Source organism: Streptomyces sp. NBC_01390 (genome assembly GCF_045040105.1).
Taxonomy (GTDB): domain Bacteria; phylum Actinomycetota; class Actinomycetes; order Streptomycetales; family Streptomycetaceae; genus Streptomyces.
The window spans coordinates 2098127-2115351 of the sequence record NZ_CP109551.1 but is presented as its reverse complement, the minus strand read 5'-3'; the positions used below and the strand labels follow the sequence as shown (position 1 = coordinate 2115351).

Sequence of the window (17225 nt, the reverse complement as noted above, 5' to 3'; positions counted from 1 at the left end):
AGGTAGCTGCTTGCGCCTCCTCGGCCGGGGGCCGAGGGGGCAGCCGGTAGGTGTGTTTTCGCCAGCGAGAGCTCGGTAAGGAGTCGGTGGGGCGCACTGTTCGCTGGCGTATGTGCCGACCTGTGAAGTCGTGAAATCCGTTCCGGGATGCAACCCTGTCCGTTTTGTGCGCCCGGGAGGGAAGTCCTCTGACCTGCGGCGACGGAGTTTTCTACAAGCCTCGCGGATGGTCGCCCGACCCGCTGCCTTACCCGGCCAGGACCGGCGAGAGTCATGGGCGAGTGCCCGCTCTGGACCGGCCGCGCAGCGCCCGACCCGCAACCTCTGATCTGTCTCAAGTCCCCACCTCCTACCGGATGGTGATCCGACGATGAGGCCATGTCGCTCACACATCAGATGACCGCAGGGGTACGTATCCACTGGCGGCTGGTCATCCTCCCCGTCGGATTCGTCCTCAACGTCTGGGGAAACACCCTCTTTGACACCTCACCCGACGGCACCAACAGGGCTGTCAGCCTCCTCCTGTTCACCGTCGGACTGTTCCTCGCCCTGTACGGATGCCGGTTCTGGCGGAGCGGAGCAGAAAAGTGGTACGCCCTCCAGCGGGTGAGTCGCTGGATGTCCGGGAAGCGGAACGACACAGCGTGGCAGCATCGCTGGTGGCGCGTGAAAGTGACCGTGTGGGGCGTGGGCGTGTGCGGTGTCGTCCTGTACGCGGTGCGGCTGGTCAACGGTGTCGCCCAGCATCCGGACCAGGTGACCGAGCATGCAGCCTCCGCCATGACGTTCATGTACGTGTGGGGTCTTCTCCCGATGTGGACGCAGGCGGTCGAACCGAAAGGCGCTTCCACACAGCAGTTGCTGGAGGACACCGGCAGGCGTATCGGACGGGCAGCGATCGGCCGGACCGTCGCCAACACCGCCGGCATCTACTTCGCCGGAGCCGTCGTCTACATGCTGGTTTTCCCCAGTCGGCCCGCGCTGCTGGTACCTGCCGCAGTGACGCTCGGCGCAGCCATGATCGCGACGGGGCATAAGACCTGGACCAGGTTGCGCAAGCTGTCCACACAACTGCAGACGCACATCCAGACCTTGGAACGGGACCTGGCGATGATTCCCTCCAGCCAGGACGCAACCCGCGAGAAGCAGGACGCGGCGCGCCGGAGCTGGGACGCCGTGCAGCGGGACCTGTGGACGTCTGTTGACACCGGCTATGGCATCTTCGGCATCCCGTTCGTGCCTCGCGAGACGGTTCGTGACCTCGGGGTCCGCACGGAGCAGGCGATCGAGGCGCTGGAACACGACCAGGACGCGGCGCGGGACGTGCTGATCGATCTTGCCACGATCAAGGAGGCGTGCAGTGACCGGATCGACTCCGTGGCGTGAATCGGCCAGAAGACAGACGGACCTCCCCGACGGCTAACGGGATGTGCCCCGTGCGCTCGCGTGGCAGGCGGGGAGATCACGTCGCAGACAGCCACCACACTGCAGGGATGTGAAAGGGACGGGAACGTCGGGAAGTCGGTCGCTAGGGTCGCTGTATGAGCCTGCACGACGCGGACGGTTCCTGGCTGCCCGACCACCAACTCCACGTGGTGGAGACACTGGCCCACGTCGACCACACGATCGAGCGGCTGCTGCGCCTGACGCACGACTACACGGAACGCGGGACGATCACATTCGCCGAAGTGAGTAACGGTGACCGTGTGGATGTCGTGGTCCGGGAGGTCGCCCCGCTCCCGCAGGCGATTCCCCGGCTCGTGGCCGATGCCCTCACCCAGCTGCGCGCCGCGCTGGAACACACCCTGTATGCCGAGGTCGAGGCCGCTCTCGGACGCCCCCTGACGGAAGAGGAGGCGAAGGGCGTAGAGATGCCGGCCGTGTGTGACGTCGCCGCCCTCACCCGGTGGTTCGGCGACCGCAGGCGACGGCAGCTTCCGCCGCTGAACGCCGGCACGCCGCTTGCGCAGCGTATCGAGCGGCTGCAGCCGCTCCAGCGCCCTACTCCCGACGAGCATCCGCTGCGGCTCCTGGCCGTGTACACCAACGTGGCCAAGCACCGCGCCCCCGCTGTCGCGGCGACCCGGCTCGGCGCCGTGCACCCCGACGATCCGCACAGTGACCTGACTGTCGCCCTTCCCCTCAAGCACGGGCCCCAGCCGGGCGACGGGCTGCCCTTGCGGGAAGGAGACATCCTCGCTAGCGCGCCGCGCGGCGCCCGCATCCCCTTCTCCGTATGGCCGACGGTGTCCCTGCAACGGCCACACACCGGTGTGTGGGCCATCGCCGCCGACGAGTTGAAGCTTCTCGAAGAGTGGGTTCGCACCGTGGCCATCCCCGTTCTGGTCACCGGACGTCACGACGTGAGCCCGCTGCCGCCGCAACTCGACATCACCGTCGGACACCGGGACGTACGCGACGCCCTGGCGACGGCGGGCCGCACACCTGCGGTCGTCCGGAGCCGGGACAGGATCGCAGCCATCACCGGCCGCGACGGTCTCGCCGATTTCCTGACTTTCTTCCCGGAACGGCCAGAGGCGGAATCAGTCCGGGCATGGCTCGACTCGCTGGACGACACACAGGTCATCGAGCACGTCCTGCACCTGCGCACTGTAAGCGGCCGGCCACGTGAACTGGTCGAGGCGGGAAGCGAATTGGTCAGCGAAGCCCGCAGGTACAAGGAACACATCGGGAAGCCGTCCCGCACGAGTGGGGCAGGTGCGTAGGGCAAGGCATCCAGGCTGCCGGTACGACCTCGGCGCACGGGTCTGGCACCGGGCCCGCAAGGCCCGGTGCGGCGGGCCGCCTGCCGATTCCTCGCGATTCGCCGGAAGCGCGGGGGAGCGCGGGTCACGTAGCCGAGGCGGTCTGCAGGCTCTCCACGATCTGGGGCGGGAGGACGGAGCGGGCGGGGGCACTGGCGGTGGAGGCGAGGTAGGCCAGAAGCCGCGTGGGCTGCTCCGGCCGGCCGAGGGGGACCGGCTCGACGCGGCGCCACCCGCGGGCGGAGGCCGCTTTGATGGCGTTGAGATAGACGTTCTCGCTCATGCGTCCGAGCGTCCGCGCCCTCATGAGCAGGGCGGCGAGCGAGACCTGCCAGTGCTGTTTGAGATGGAACAGGGCCGGCCAGTCCACCGTGGTCGGCAGCTGGTCGTGGATGTCGTCGGCGGGCATGAGGAAGGCCGCCGCGAACTGGTGAGCCTGCGTCTCGACCTCTTTGACACCCCAGATCTGCTCGCCGTGCAGGACGAGGTGGGCGAGTTCGTGCGCGCCGTCGAACCGGGAGCGGGCGCGGTCGTTCTTGTTGTTGCCCAGGACGACGACAGGGTGGTCGGGAAACGGCAGCGAGAAGGCGTCCACATCGCGGTTGTCCAAAGGCAGCCGGGTCACGGCAACCTGTGCCGTTCGGAAACTCATCGCTGCTGCTCGGAGGCGGTCTGGCGCGGCATCGCGGTCTGCTGGAACCCTGCCTGGGTGATCGTTTCACTGGTCTATCGGGTGGTACGCAAGCTGCTCGCGGTCCCGGCGGTGCTGCTGCGCCGGGACATGGCCAAGGACGCGGAATTGCTGGTGTTGCGCCACGAGAATGCGGTGCTGCGCAGACAGCTATCGGCACCGGTGCGGTACGAGCCGGCGGATCGGCTGTGGTTCGCGGCACTGTCCTCACTGATCCCGCGGCGCCGGTGGGCGCAGGTGCTCCCGGTGACGCCCGCGACGCTGTTGGCGTGGCACCGCAGGCTGATCGCCCGGAAGTGGGACTACAGCAAGCGCCGGACCCGGTCTGGCAGACCGTCGACGGCGAGAGCGGTGAAGGCGCTGGTGGTGCGGCTGGCCATGGAGAATCCGCGGTGGGGCTGCCGACGGATCCAGGGCGAACTCATCCGGCTCGGACACCCGGTCGGCTCGACGACGGTCTGGGAAATCCTCACAGCGGCGGGCATCGATCCAGCCCCGCGCCGGGGAGGCCCGACGTGGCGCGAGTTCCTGACCGCGCAGGCCGAGTCCATCATCGCCTGCGACTTCCTATACGTCGACCTGATCGACCTGCGCCGCGTGTACGCGCTGGTGTTCCTCGAGCACGACACACGCCGACTGCACATCGCCGGCGTGACAGCCCATCCCACCGGGCCCTGGGCGGTACAACAGGCGAGAAACCTCGCCATCGAGTTAGGTGTGCGGGTGGACTCGCTGCGCTTCCTGATTCGCGACCGGGACGCGAAGTACACCGAGTCCTTCGACGCAGTCTTCGCGGCCGACGACATCGAGGTCGTGCCGACAGCGCCTCGAACGCCCCGGATGAACGCGCACTGCGAACGGGTCATCGGAACCCTGCGGCGCGAGGTCCTCGACCACCTGCTCATATGGAACGAAACCCATGCCCGACAGATCCTCGACGCCTACGCCCAGCACTACAACCGTCATCGCCCACACCAGGCCCGGGCACAGCTCCCTCCCCTCGCCCACGAACACCCGAAGCCCATGAGCGCTCCGACTACTCACCGGCTCCTGCACACCCGAATACTCGGCGGCGTGATCAACGAGTACAGATACGCCGCCTGACCAGCAGCGACGAGTTTCCGAACGGCACAGGGTCCGTCGTCACCAAGGCGGAGTACGGACGGATTCAGCGTTTCGCCCGGCTGTGGCGGGCACTCGGTTGGACCGTCCCCGAGACGGACCAGGCACTGGCCGGACTGGGCACCGGCGACGGCCCCGCGAAGGAAGATCCGGACGAGACCGAGGACGGCGACAAGACCGGCTCGACCGCATGGGATCTCGAGGACGATTGCGGATGCTCGACCGGAGGATGCGGCGAGCACGACGCCGGATGCCCGCCGTTCCCCGGACGGGCCCGGATCGGCACGGGCTTCCCGCACACGGCGTGACCCTCACGACAGAGACCGCAGCAACGTGTTGATTCTTTACGGGCCCTAACTACCCGGCCTTGGGGAAACTTCAAGGAACGGCTGCACCCCGGCGCCCAACTCCTCATCACCAGCCGCCGCAGCCTCCGTCTGGCAAAGCACCGGCCCTCATGCAAGATAGAGGTCAGTCCCTGTGCACCGCGAGGATACGATGACAGTATCGGCCAGGCGATGTTCTCCACCCTCAGGCGGCGTCGCCGAATCCGATAAGCGCAGAGCCGAGTTGTACGCGCGGGAATGTGCAATCGCCAATTTCGGTCGCGGATTCGGAATGCCGTCGGGCAGTCAGGATGGGTTGGTTTCATGTCACTTCCACCACCGTCTCCGCAGGGAACCGCGCTGATCACCGGAGCGTCATCGGGCATCGGCGCGGCCATGGCGCGCGCGCTCGCGGCGCGTGGTTACGGCACCACTTTGGTGGCGCGCGACGGGAACAGGTTGCGGCGCACTGCGGATGAGCTGCGCGAGCACGGTGCCCGTGTCGAGACCATCGAAGCCGATCTCACCAGTCGGACGGACAGAGCAGAGCTTGAAGCGCGCGTCGGACGGGCCGGGCTTACCGTCGACATCCTGGTCAACGCCGCCGGCGCGGCCACCCGCGGCAGCATCGCGGAGTGCGACCTCAACGCAGAGCTCGGACACATGGAGCTGAACGTGGTCAGCGTCGTGGATCTGTGCCGCACGTTCGTCGACGGAATGATCGCCCGGAAATCCGGCGCGATTCTCAACATAGCCTCGACGGCGGCATTCAAGCCGATGGGTGGACAGGGCACTTACGCGGCATCGAAGGCGTTCGTGCTGTCCTTCACCCGCACGCTCAAGCTCGAACTCTGGGAATCCCCGGTGACCGTGACAGCGCTGTGCCCCGGCCCGGTTCCCACCGATTTCGACCGGCGTGCGGGATTCACCGACGAGGAGATCTCGGCGATTCCGGCGATCATGTGGAAATCCGCCGACGATGTGGCGGCCGTCGCGGTGGACGCGCTGGAGCGCGGAGCGGAACTGTGCATCCCGGGCCGGGCGAACGTGGTCGACGCGACGATGTCGCTGCTGAAGGCGAAGCAGCAGGCGTCGCAGGCGGTCAGTCGGTGATCCGCCCCGGTGGCCAGGAGTGCCCAGGCCGGGGGTCTCGGAGGGCTCCGCCCTGCCGAGTCGATCAGGGGCCGGCGTGCGACTCCGCTCTCGCGAGGCTGGTTCGGGCGGCGGCCACAACCCGATCCACGGTGAGGCCGAACTTCTCGTAGAGGACTTCGTAGGGCGCGCTGGCACCGTAGTGCGGCAGGGCGACGATCTCCCCGTGCTCGCCGACGAATTCACGCCAGCCGAGGGCGATCCCGGCTTCCACCGACACACGTGCCCCGACCTCCGGCGGCAGGACGCAGCGGCGGTAGGCCGGGGCCTGCTCGACGAACCACTCCACGCAGGGCATCGACACCACACGGGTCGCGATCTCCTCCGCTTCGAGCAGTTCGGCCGCCCGAACCACGAGCTGCACCTCGGATCCGGTGCCGATCAGAATGACCCGGGGCGTCGGAGCCGAGGATTCGGGGTCTTCAAAGTTGAGCGGGCGGAGGTGTCCGCGGGCTCGGCGGGTGGTGACGCAGCGTGTGCGTAGCCGCTGGTTCTCGGCGTTGCGGAAGCCAAACGCGGCTCGTGCGACGAGCTTGATCACGCGGTTGATGCCCTTGTCGACGTACGGCCTTAGCTGGCCCTGGCAAGATTTCCGTGAAGCTGGGGTGTGCCACCGTGCGCCGGTGACGCTCCGTCACAGGGCGTGGCATTGTCGGCGAGTGTGATGACCTGGTACGGATCGTGTCTCCGCACCTCGATGCGGTGCGGGTGGAACAGGTGTGGGTGGCGGGCGGCGTGGTGCGTATCGCGGCCTGCACCCGGGAGTTGACGGTCGCGTGTCCGGACTGCGGCCGCGGTTCCGCGCGGACGCACAGTCGCTATAGCCGCACGCTGGCCGATGTCGCTGTCGGCGGCCGCCCGGTCGTTATCGGGCTGTCGGTACGGCGACTGTTCTGTGACGGCCCGGGCTGTGGTCGGCGGACGTTCGTTGAGCAGGTGTAGGGGCTGACGGTGCGCTATCAGCGCCGCAGTCCGCTGCTGCAGCACCTGGTGCAGATGGCCGGGGGCGCGTCGGGGACACTGCCGCGGCACACCGCAGCTGCCTGCCCGCAGCAGTTCCCGATCCTGAAGCGGCATCGCCGCCACCGAGCCCAACGGCATCGTCCGACCAGGCCGACACCCGTGCCCGCCGCCACGCGAAGAACCTCTTTGATGCGGTGCACGCGGTGACCGACACCGGCATCTCACTTCACGCTGCAGCCCACCGGCTGGGCTTGAACAGGCGAACAGTGGGCAAATACGCGCGAGCCGCCACTTGGCAGGAGTGCGTACGCCGCACGCCTTCCCGCCGGCCCACCAGCCTCGATCCGTACCTGGAGTACCTGCGGCAGCGGTGGGAGGAGGGCGAGCACACCGCGACGGTGCTGCACCAGGAGATCGTCGCCAAGGGTTACCGGGGCCACTATCAACGAGTCAAGATGGCCATCGCGCCGCTGCGCCAGGGGCTGCCGATCGACACACCGCGCGAGCGACCGCCCTCGCCCCGGCAAGTCGCCCGCTGGATCACCACTGCGCCATCCCGGCGCGGTCTGCACGCCACCGAGGCACTCAGGCAGCTGTTTGAGCACTGCCCGGAACTGGACCAAACCCATGACCTGGTGCGTCAGTTCGCCGCCATGCTCGATTCCCGCGACGCGGCCTTGCTGGCGAACTGGCTCGAGCAACTCGCGACCTCCCGCTTCCCCGCCCTGGTCGGCCTGGCCAACGCCATCCGCGAGGACCAGCCCGCAGTCGTCCAGGGCATCACCACCCCGTTCAGCTCCGGCGTCAACGAAGGCCGCATCACTGATCTGAAGCTCCAGAAGCGGATCATGGCCGGACGTACGGGGGTCCCGCTGCTCCGTCACCGCGTCATTCTCATGGCCCTGCTCCGACGCCGCTATGTGTGACGGAGCGTCACCGGCGCACGGTGGCACACCCCAGCTTCACGGAAATCTTGCCAGGGCCACGTTCATGTGTACGCCGACAGCTCTCGCTTTTCGCGTTGTGGTGCCCGGTGGCGATGAACGCCTCGATCTCGGGCCACCAGCGGTCGACGGTGACGGCGAGCTGCCGCACTTCGGGGATGTCGGCGTCAGCGCACCAGGTGAGGAACTTCCAGCGGGCGTGGCTGACTTGGTGGCGGTCGGCCCCGGTGCGGGCCAGGGCGAGGAGGTTACGCAGGTTCTCCTTGGCAATCCACGCCGTCAGCAGCGTCTGCCCGATCTTCCCCTCGCCGAGCAGCGTGTTCCACATGGTGGCGAACTGGTCGTCGGTGAGATCCTCACGGTTGCGCAGGAGCCGTCGTCTGGCCTTCCACTCCGGGTCACTGGCGCGTCCACGTCGGCCCCGGATCTCGGCAGTGGTGCGGCGCCGGACCATGGACAGCATCTTGTTGGCGAGCTGGACGACGTGGAAGTGGTCGACCACGACCATCGCGTGCGGCAGGCCGGTGCGGACCGCCGCGCGGTAGGTGGCCGACATGTCGATGGCGACGTGCCGGATGCTCTTTCGCCAGGTCAGCGGTGTGGTGGCGAGCCAGGCCAGGACGTCGGCGACAGTGCGGCCCTCGACCTGGCCGAGCAGCCCGCCGGTGCCGAGCGCGTCGACGAAGCCGGTGTGGCACCGGTCCCGGGTCAGGTGCCACTTGCCGCTGTCGGGGTCCTGCTCCCACTTCGTCTTGCCCCGCCGGGTCTCGTCGATGCCCAGCACCTTCACCTCGGGCAGCGGGGCGCCCGTGACCTCGCATGCCGATGTGCGGAAGGCGCCCATCACCGTCGGCCAGGACAGATGCAGGTCGCGGGCGGCCTGGATGACCGTGGAGCCGGCATCGCGCACGCGGCGGCCGGCCGCCTGGCGCAGCCGGGCGGTGACCCGCGCCCCGGTCGGTATCTGGGCAATGCTCTCTGTGAATGACTTCCTCGGGCACTTCGCCTCGCGGGACCACCAGCGGCGCTTGTGCCAGAAGAACTCCAACCTCAGCTGTCCGTAGGGTAGATCACGTGGCCGGGTCACCGCCGGCCCCTTCACCCTCGAGGCGATGACCCCGCAGGACGGGCAGGCCCGCGCCGCCTCGTCGGCGGTGATCAGGTGCACCCGACGCGTCCCGTCGGCCAGTGACTCGACCCGCACGACGGATACCCCGTCGAGACCGAGCAACAACGTCGTATCGTTGACCAAGCCCGTGGCTCCCCAATGATCCTTCTGCGTAGAGAACAGAAATGATCAACCAGGACCACGGGCGTCCTGCGTCCGGGGGCCAGTCCCGCCATGCACATCACACACCGTGACGGACAGTCAACGCGCCTGACGAGACGCACCGCTCAAGTTCGAAGACCCAGGATTCGACGAGCACGTAGCCGCCCCTGGCGGCCTCGGCGTCCGTCGTCCGGTCGAGCACCGGCAGATCCTGCCGCGACAGGAGCAGGCCGGCGCCGGCATTGGAGATGGATCACCCGCACCTACGGCAGCCCCCACCACCGGTGGGGCTTCACCGCCTACGGCGTGGAACTGTTCAACCCCGCGAAGGGTACCCATCCGGCGATACCGCTACCGGGGCAACACCATCCCCGCCCCGTGGTCCGCACGACCAGCCCACACCACCACCTGAGGGACTCGTGGAGAGCCCGGTGCCGGGTAACTGGCACGCCGGGTCCGGACGAGCGGCCAGGGGAAACGCCCTCCAGAAGCGACGGAAACGCGCCCCTGGCCGACTCGTACAATCGTGAGCACCACGTCAGGGATGTGACGTTCGGGGAGGATGCCTCACGGGTGCGGACCGGCAGCGCACCGCGGGCGATGGCCTCCCTGCGGAACCTGGCCATCGGCGCACTCCGCCTCGCGGGGCGGAACGACATCGCCGAGGGCCTACGCCATCAACGGCCGGGACATGACCCGACCGCCGGCCACCCTCGGACTCACGTGATCAATCCCAGCCAATCGCGAGAACGACGGAGCCCTGCCAGCTTCGCAGGCTCGACGGTACCGCAGCCCATAGCGCGTGAGGTGCCCACCCATTCACCAGCGCAACGCATCACCGGACGGACCCCTCGGGGCCCCGTGCGCAGCATGCGCTTTCCGTCACCATCGCCAAACATCCGACACGTGCCGTCACCACCAGGCGGTGAGAATCGGCCAATCAGCGAAGGAGGAAGGTCCTTCGCCATAAATGTGCAGATCGGCACGGACAGAGCCCACCCCCAAGTGACTGCGGAGCCGCCTCGAATCCGACGCGTACCTCGGTCGCGGAGTGGACCACTGACGCAAGGTATGCGTATCAGCCAAACCCACTATTGATCTCGCCAGGAGAAAGCGCATACTTATTTTATTGACAACGGTACTAACGTTCGACATTTCAAACATGCTGCCATGGAGCTGCTGCTCCCTCGGATCAGCCGCGCAGTACATCAGATCGCGTGCCGTCCCAGAGTCGAGAGGTGCGATGGTGTCAGTGCTTTCCGTTTCCGGCGAGAACGACCTGGTCTCCCAGGATGACTTCATCGGTCGGGTCACCACAGTGGAGATCGATCAGCTGCTTCCCACCGACCTGACCCGGCTCGACGGCATCAGCGAGGAGCACGTCGCCCTCATCGCCGATTCCGAACTGTGCATCCCCCCCATCATCGTGCACAAGGCCACGATGCGCGTTATCGACGGTATGCACCGGCTGAGGGCGGCCAGCATCAGGGGGGACAAGAGCATCCGGGCTAAGTTCTTCGACGGCAGCCAGGAAGCGGCGTTCGTCCTCTCGGTGACAGCCAACAATGCGCACGGCCTGCCGCTGACCGCCGCGGACAGGCGCGCGGCGGCCGGCCGACTGCTCGCCCTGCGCCCGGACTCGTCGGACCGCGCAATCGCCGCGATCGTGGGCATCTCGGCGCGCACCGTCGCCGCCGTGCGCTGTACGACTGAGCAGACTGCGCAGTTGAACACCCGCGTGGGCAGAGACGGCCGGGTGCGGCCGGTCAGTACCGTGGAGGGGCGCCTGAAGGCCGCGGAACTCATGGCGGCACGGCCTGACGTCACCCTGCGCGAGGTCGCCAAGGAGACCGGGCTCTCGCTCGGCACCGTCGCCGACGTACGACGCCGCGTGCGGCGCGGTGACTCCCCCGTTCCGGCCAGCCGGTCGGGACACGCGGTCGCGGTGCACTCGCTCGAAGCGAGTGCCGCGGACGGTGCCGACTCGGGCATCGACGTGATCGCCTCCTGGCAGCAGCTCACTCGCGATCCCTCACTGCGGTACACCAGTCACGGCCGACAGTTGCTGCGCTTGCTCAGAGCGCACTCCTCCGTCGCGCAGATAGCCCACTCGGTTCCGAGCCACTGTTCGCAGAACGTCGCGCTGCTGGCGCGGGAGTGCGCCCAGGCATGGGGGCAGCTCGCGCAGCGGCTCGAAGGACCGGAGCGCATCCCGGTCGACAGCCTCGGCTGAGCCGTGGCGCTCGGAGCCCCACAGCCAGAATCCCGTTCGCCCGACGCGTCACCGGACATCTCGGGACGCGGCGAGGCGGTCCGGTGCCGGGGGTGGCGTACGCCGGTCGACGCGGTGCAACAGCAGCAGCGCGCTCGCCGCGGTGACGAACTCTCCGGCGGCGAGACCGAACCACACACCGCGCGTTCCCCAGACCAGGCCGCACACCACCACGAGGGGCGCCTTCAGCAGGATCAGGGACCCGATGGTCAGGACGTAGGCGGGCAGCGGGCGTCCCAGAGCCTGGAAGTAGCCCGCGATCAGTGGGGCTATACCGATAACGATCCCGCCGACCGCGATGACGCACAGCGCGAACCTGGCCTCCTCGGCGGCTTCACCACCGCTGACGAAGATGCCGACGAGCGGTTCCGCGAGCACCGTCAGCAGGATCGCGGTGGCCGCGCCGTAGACGAGCGAGGCCCGCAGCGCGAGCGCTCGCGTTCGCGCCACTCGGGTGTCCAGGCCGCGCCCGGCGTTGTAGCTGACGATGGGCTGCAAGCCCTGGCTCATGCCGGTGTGCGGCATCACGGCGAAGGTCTGAAGGCGAGAGCAGACGACGTAGGCGGTCAGCGCCATCGCTCCCCCGGTCACTGCGAGGGTGCTGTTGACCAGCACGGCGAGCGCGGTGAGACCGATGTTGGCCAGGAAGGAGGGCAGCCCGATGCCAACCAGCTTGCGCAGGGTCATGGCGTGTGGGCGCAGGTCGGCGAGGCGGACGCGGTACGGCCGTTGGCGTCGCGCGAAGAAGAACCACCAGCTCATCACTGCGGATACGGTCTGCCCGCCGACGGTGCCCCAGGCGGCACCGCTCACCCCGAGGCCGAGGCCGAAGATCAGCAGCGGGTCGAGGACGATCTGCACCACGATGGCGCCGATCCACATCCGGGTGGAGAACCCGACCCGGCCCTCGGCACGCACCAGGGCGGAGAACCCGGTGTAGGACAGTGACCCGCACAGCAGGATCACCGCGTACTGCCGGGCGTCCTCGTGCAGTGAGCCGGTCGCGCCGAGCACGTTGAGAAGCGGGTCGATGAAGACCAGCCCGGCCACGGTGGTGACGGCGGCGGTGACCCAGAACAGTGTGAAGGCGTTGCCCGCCGCGCGGGAGGCTGCGCGCTCGTCGCCGGTGCCCAGCGCGCGGGAGACCAGCGTCGCGCCGCCGGCGCCCACGGTGGTGGACACGGCTCCGAGCAGGAGCAGTAGCGGGGCGACGAGGTTGACCGCGGCCATCGCCTGATCACCGACCCCGTGGCTGACGAACCAGGCGTTCGTCAGGGCGTAGAAGCCGAACATGCCGACGGACGCGATGGTCTGTACGCAGTTCTCCCACAGCAGCCTGCCCACGGGGCGGGTCGCCATACGGCCTACGGCGTCCTCGGCCGCGGCCGGCGCGGCCTCCAGCGTTTTCGAGCGCTTCGAGTGGCTCTTCACGTCCAGCAGGAAACCACGCGCGTGATCGGTTCAACCACCGCGCGTGGCACCCCGGATCCACCGCGCCCGGCACCGCCGATCGCGACGAGTCTGCCCCTCCGGTGCGTCCGTCGACCTCCCGGATCGCAGGTCGGGGGACTCGGGGGATTTCGTGGGTCCGGGCGGTCCATTGAATCCAACTCCTGCTCACCGTAGCCAGGTTGGATCTGTTTGACGCCCGGCAAGGCGTCGACCACAGTGGAGATCCCGTACTTCTCGGCCCAGGCTCAATCCATACGGAGCACATCCCAGTCCATCGATACCGCCCGTTGGGGAATGCGCGCGGCGGCGGTCAATAGCGCAGGGAAGAGCAGGTCGCGGCATGGCAGAACTCGGCATGGGGGCCGAACCCCAGACTTCACGCAACCTCGACAACCGCGAGTTCCTCGATCTGCGTAGGACGGTCGCGGTTCGGTCGAAGACCCTTCACGCACTCGCGGAAGATCCGCACTATGCGTCGGAAGTGCCGGACGAGGTAAGCCTTCAGCTCACCTACAAGTGCAATCTCCGCTGTCTGCACTGCTATCAGTGGAGCGAACAGGGTTTCTTCCACGAATTCAGCGCCGCCGAGCAGAAGACCGAACTCGGCATCGACATCGTGCGGCGGGTGCTCGCGGCGACCTCCGAGCGGAAGTCGAAGCTCTTCGTCTGGGGCGGCGAGCCGCTCATGTACTCGAAGTTCGGCGAGTTCGCCGACCTGTTGGCCGCCGATCCGCGCCCCGTGACGATGTGCACGAACGGCCTGCTCATGCGGCGCCACGCGGATGATCTGCTGCGGATCGGGAAGAGTCTCAGCCTCCTGATCAGCCTCGACGGGCTCAAGGAGCACCACGAGGCGCTGCGCGGGGCGCGCAGCTTCGACCGGACGATGCGCGACATCCGGTACATGATCGACCTCCAGCGCTCCGGTCGCTTCGAGGGCACCATCTCGCTGTCCTGCATGGTCAGCAACGAGACCGTCGGACAGATGTACGAGTTCATGGAGTGGGCCGAGGAACTCGGCGTCGACAGCGTCTATTTCCAGTTCCCCTGGTACATCAACGAGGACGTCGCCAACGAGATGGACGACCTGTATCGCGAGGAGTTCTCCTGGCTCAATCCGCCTGAACCGGGAAAGCCCGCGACCTGGCACTCGTACACATACCGCCTCAAGCCGGAGGCCATACCGACCCTGCTGGATTCGATGACCAAGCTGTCCGAGCGGCGATGGAAGTCGCGGATCCGGTATCAGCCGCAGGTCGGCATGGACGAAGTGGACGACTTCATCCGGGGCACCTCGAAGCCGGCCCAGGGTCGGCGGCGCTGCCTCGCGGTGTCGAACCGCATGGAGGTCCACGCTGATGGAAACGTCAGCTCCTGCAAGTTCTTTCCCGAGTTCGTGGTGGGAAATCTGAAGGAGACGGACGTCCTTGATCTCTGGCACAGCGAGCGTTTCCGACGTGTGCGAGAAATTTTGCGGAGCAGGGGCCTCATGCCGGTGTGTTCGAAGTGCGTACTTCTGTATCTGAATGGAGTCTAGGCGTGGACCCGATCTTCAGCACCGTAGTGACGTGCCTGCACAAGGTTCTGGCGCGCGAGGTGCCCATCGAGCCGGAGACGAGCATCATCTCCGATCTCGGCCTCGACTCCCTACAGATGATCGAGTTGCTGCTCACAGTCGAGGACGCGCTCCAGGTCGAGCTGGACTTCGAAAACATGGACATGGATTGCCTTGAGTCCGTGGACGCCTTCTGCCGTTTCGTGTCCACCAAGGGCTGAGGGCAGGGAGAACGCATGCGAGCCGCAGAACCGCGGAAGAGCTCCCTGCACGTCGGCCCGGTGGGGGTCGAGGATTCCTGGCGACCCGCCGACCTCGCCCTGCTGCCCCGCTTCGGGTCCGCCCACGGCTCCGCCATCGCGCAGGCCTTGGACGAGGTCCTTTCCGCGCTGAGCGAGGAAGGGGACCGGTTGATCACGGCCTTCGAGCTTCCACCCGACTTCGTCGACGCGATGCGGTCAGCGGGCTTCCCCGTGGACCCCCTGCCCCACGCCGAAGGCGTCGGCGACGTCGTCGCGCGGACGCTGGCCCAAGCGGACGTGATCCGTCCCCAGGTCAAGGGGATGACCCTACGGCCGTACGCCGCGCGCCGGGAGTACGAGGATCTCGCTTCCGCGCTGGAACTGTCCTACACCTCGCCCACCACCGAATGCGCGAGGCGGGTCAACTCGAAGACGTGGTCCAACGAGGTCGTCCTGACGCACGGATGGAACGGAGCCGCGTGGCCCGTCACCTCGTTCGCCGAACTGGAGCGCAGGGTCGGGCAGGCCGGCTCCGTCGTGCTGCTGAAGGACCCTTACGGTGTGTCCGGCCTGGGCACCCTGGCGATCCGCTCGACGACCGCGTACCGCTCTGTGGTACGGCACCTCGCCCGGCAGGTCGACCGGGGCAAGCGGCTCGAACTGCTCGTCCAGCCCCTGTTCGAGAAGCACCGGGACTTCTCGTCCCACTGGCACATCTTGCCTGACGGCTCCGTACGGAGTGCCGGGCTCCTGGAGAACGACGTCGAGGGCTTCCGCTACCGGGGCTCGTCCCCGGTGGGCCCGGAATCCTTTCGCCAGGAGGAGTTCGAGCACATCGACACGGCGGGTAGGACCCTGTGCAAGGAACTCTTCGCGGCCGGATATTTCGGCCCGGTGGACATCGACGGGCTCATCACGACGGACGGAACGGTCGTACCCTGCCTGGAGGTGAACGCCCGCGTATCCATGGGCACCGTCGGGCTGGCGTTGATGCGCCACGCCGCGCGGCTCGGCCTGCACGCGACGCTCGAATTCATAAACGTGCGACTGGACTCCGGGGCTCGTCCCTTCCCCTCGTTGGTGAACAGGCTGGACGACGCGGGCCTGCTGTACCGGCAGCAGCGGGCGGGGGTCTTGCCCATCGCGGCCAACACACTCACCCGGGGCGAGCGCGGCCGCCTCGTCCTCGGCGTGTTCCACCCGCCCGGCGACGCGGCGCGCGTGCTGCGTGAGGCCATCGGGATCGCGTGCACGTGCGGAATCCACCCAGAGGATCAGCGCCACCCCTGTCACGCACGGCCCGTCGGCGATCCGGAGCGATGACGGCCATCGGCCGTCCACTTCCTTGGAGAGAAAAGCCCATGTCCAACACGCTTGTCCGCTCCCCCAAAGCAGGCCCGTCCTGGCTGGTGCTGCAACTGCTCGAACGATGCAACCTGCGCTGCCACATGTGCTACGAGTGGGGCGACGGGGGGTCCTTCCACATCCTGCCGGAACTCGCCGAGCTCGACATCGATCTCGTTCTGCGCACCCTTGAGGAGTGCCGGCCGAACCGGCCGTATGTCGAGCTGTTCGGCGGGGAGCCGCTGCTCTACAAGGGAGTCTGGCGGGTCATCGACGCGATCCACGCCGGCGGGAGCCAGCTCGTCTTTCCCACCAACGGGACGACGCTGCGCAGCCACGCGGACCGGCTGGTGGCCGACCGACACATCAGGGTGTGGGTATCCCTGGACGGCCCGCGCGAGGTCAACGACGTGCAGCGCGGCGCCGGGGTCTACGACAAGGCCATGGCCGGGATCGACGCGATCGACAGTCTCAAACGCCGCCGCGGCGTGCGGTTCCCCGAGATCGGTGTCACCTACCTGGTCACGCCGGACAACGCCGCTCACATCTCGGAGTTCTTCAAGGAGATCGACCTGAGCAAACTCGGCGCCGTGAGCCTTGAGCTGCAGAGCTTCGCGACGGCCGAGATGCACCGGCACTACGGTCGAGTGGCCCGCGACAGCTTTGGTATTCCGGCGGTGCGGCACTCGGCCGCCTTCATCCGCAGTCCCCAGTTCTTCGAGTCGATCGACGTCGAGGATCTCGTCCGGCAGATGGTCGACGCGCGGGACGCGTGCGAGCAGGCTGGCGTGAAGTTCTTCTCCCGGCCGGCGGCGCTGGAGGTCGAGACGGTCGGGGCTTATCTGCGCGCCGACTGGACCGCGATGAAGGACTTCCACGAGCGGTGCGCCGTCCCGTGGCGCTACGCGGAGATCTCGGCGCGCGGCGAGGTCACGACCTGCCACACGTTCTACGACATACCGCTCGGGAACATCCACGAATCGTCGCTGCTGGACATCTGGCAAGGCGAACAGGCCACGAAGATCCGTAAGCACCTGCGCTCCTCGTTGTGGCCCATCTGCCCCACCTGCACGCGGTACTACTCGCTGGAAACCCACCCGGTCTGACGAGGGCGAAGCAACGAGGGC

At 67.6% G+C, this 17225-nt stretch carries 14 protein-coding genes and 1 pseudogene; 11 read left to right on the top strand and 4 right to left on the bottom strand.

The features are described 5' to 3' along the window. The first annotated feature begins 378 nt into the window (after nt 1-378). Nucleotides 379-1386: a hypothetical protein gene (locus OG241_RS09520; RefSeq protein WP_405775415.1), complete on the top strand. Its 1008-nt coding sequence runs from the start codon at nt 379-381 to the stop codon at nt 1384-1386. A 155-nt stretch (nt 1387-1541) separates the two neighbouring features. Next, on the top strand, nt 1542-2726 hold the full coding sequence (locus tag OG241_RS09515; RefSeq protein ID WP_405775417.1) for a hypothetical protein: 1185 nt from the start codon (nt 1542-1544) through the stop codon (nt 2724-2726). Nucleotides 2727-2850: 124 nt separating this feature from the next. Here OG241_RS09515 and OG241_RS09510 read toward each other — a convergent pair whose 3' ends face one another. Further along, a complete protein-coding gene (locus OG241_RS09510; protein WP_405775419.1) occupies nt 2851-3417 on the bottom strand; it encodes an ImmA/IrrE family metallo-endopeptidase in 567 nt (188 codons plus the stop codon). A 57-nt stretch (nt 3418-3474) separates the two neighbouring features. On the opposite strand from OG241_RS09510, the gene OG241_RS09505 reads away from it, so the two are divergent. Further along, complete coding sequence (locus OG241_RS09505; protein ID WP_405775421.1) at nt 3475-4560, top strand: integrase core domain-containing protein; 1086 nt, start codon at nt 3475-3477, stop codon at nt 4558-4560. A 668-nt stretch (nt 4561-5228) separates the two neighbouring features. Continuing rightward, nucleotides 5229-6017, top strand: a complete 789-nt coding sequence (locus tag OG241_RS09500; protein WP_405775423.1) for an SDR family NAD(P)-dependent oxidoreductase — start codon at nt 5229-5231, stop codon at nt 6015-6017. A 64-nt stretch (nt 6018-6081) separates the two neighbouring features. Here OG241_RS09500 and OG241_RS09495 read toward each other — a convergent pair. Next, nucleotides 6082-6453: pseudogene (locus OG241_RS09495) on the bottom strand (transketolase-like TK C-terminal-containing protein); the annotation flags it as partial. Between the two features lie 284 nt (nt 6454-6737). Here OG241_RS09495 and OG241_RS09490 point away from each other — a divergent pair. Together OG241_RS09490 and OG241_RS09485 are read left to right on the top strand one after the other, a co-directional pair. Then, nucleotides 6738-6998 carry a transposase family protein gene (locus OG241_RS09490; RefSeq protein ID WP_405814765.1) on the top strand — a complete coding sequence of 87 codons (261 nt, stop codon included), beginning with the start codon at nt 6738-6740 and terminating at the stop codon, nt 6996-6998. Nucleotides 6999-7270: 272 nt separating this feature from the next. Next, nucleotides 7271-7945, top strand: a complete 675-nt coding sequence (locus tag OG241_RS09485) for a transposase (RefSeq protein ID WP_405775425.1) — start codon at nt 7271-7273, stop codon at nt 7943-7945. A gap of 7 nt (nt 7946-7952) precedes the next feature. Here the strand turns inward: OG241_RS09485 and OG241_RS09480 are convergent, their stop codons facing one another. Beyond that, nucleotides 7953-9215 carry an ISL3 family transposase gene (locus tag OG241_RS09480; protein ID WP_405775427.1) on the bottom strand — a complete coding sequence of 421 codons (1263 nt, stop codon included), beginning with the start codon at nt 9213-9215 and terminating at the stop codon, nt 7953-7955. A 1270-nt stretch (nt 9216-10485) separates the two neighbouring features. Here OG241_RS09480 and OG241_RS09475 point away from each other — a divergent pair. Next, complete coding sequence (locus tag OG241_RS09475) at nt 10486-11466, top strand: ParB/RepB/Spo0J family partition protein (protein WP_405775429.1); 981 nt, start codon at nt 10486-10488, stop codon at nt 11464-11466. A 48-nt stretch (nt 11467-11514) separates the two neighbouring features. On the opposite strand, the gene OG241_RS09470 is transcribed toward OG241_RS09475, so the two are convergent. Then, nucleotides 11515-12936 (bottom strand): MATE family efflux transporter, encoded by a 1422-nt coding sequence (locus OG241_RS09470; RefSeq protein WP_405775431.1) that lies wholly within the window; start codon nt 12934-12936, stop codon nt 11515-11517. A gap of 361 nt (nt 12937-13297) precedes the next feature. Here OG241_RS09470 and OG241_RS09465 point away from each other — a divergent pair, with 361 nt between their 5' ends. Genes OG241_RS09465 through OG241_RS09450 form a run of 4 tightly spaced genes read left to right on the top strand, consistent with a single transcriptional unit; the run spans nt 13298 to nt 17204 of the window. Then, nucleotides 13298-14494, top strand: a complete 1197-nt coding sequence (locus OG241_RS09465) for a radical SAM protein (RefSeq protein WP_405775433.1) — start codon at nt 13298-13300, stop codon at nt 14492-14494. Nucleotides 14495-14496: 2 nt separating this feature from the next. Beyond that, a complete protein-coding gene (locus OG241_RS09460) occupies nt 14497-14733 on the top strand; it encodes an acyl carrier protein (RefSeq protein WP_405775435.1) in 237 nt (78 codons plus the stop codon). 15 nt (nt 14734-14748) lie between these two features. Beyond that, the gene (locus OG241_RS09455) at nt 14749-16077 is read left to right on the top strand and encodes a hypothetical protein (RefSeq protein WP_405775437.1); all 1329 of its coding nucleotides are present in this window, start codon (nt 14749-14751) and stop codon (nt 16075-16077) included. 38 nt (nt 16078-16115) lie between these two features. Continuing rightward, nucleotides 16116-17204, top strand: coding sequence for an SPASM domain-containing protein (locus tag OG241_RS09450; RefSeq protein WP_405775439.1), 1089 nt, complete (start codon nt 16116-16118; stop codon nt 17202-17204). The last annotated feature ends 21 nt before the right edge of the window (nt 17205-17225 follow it).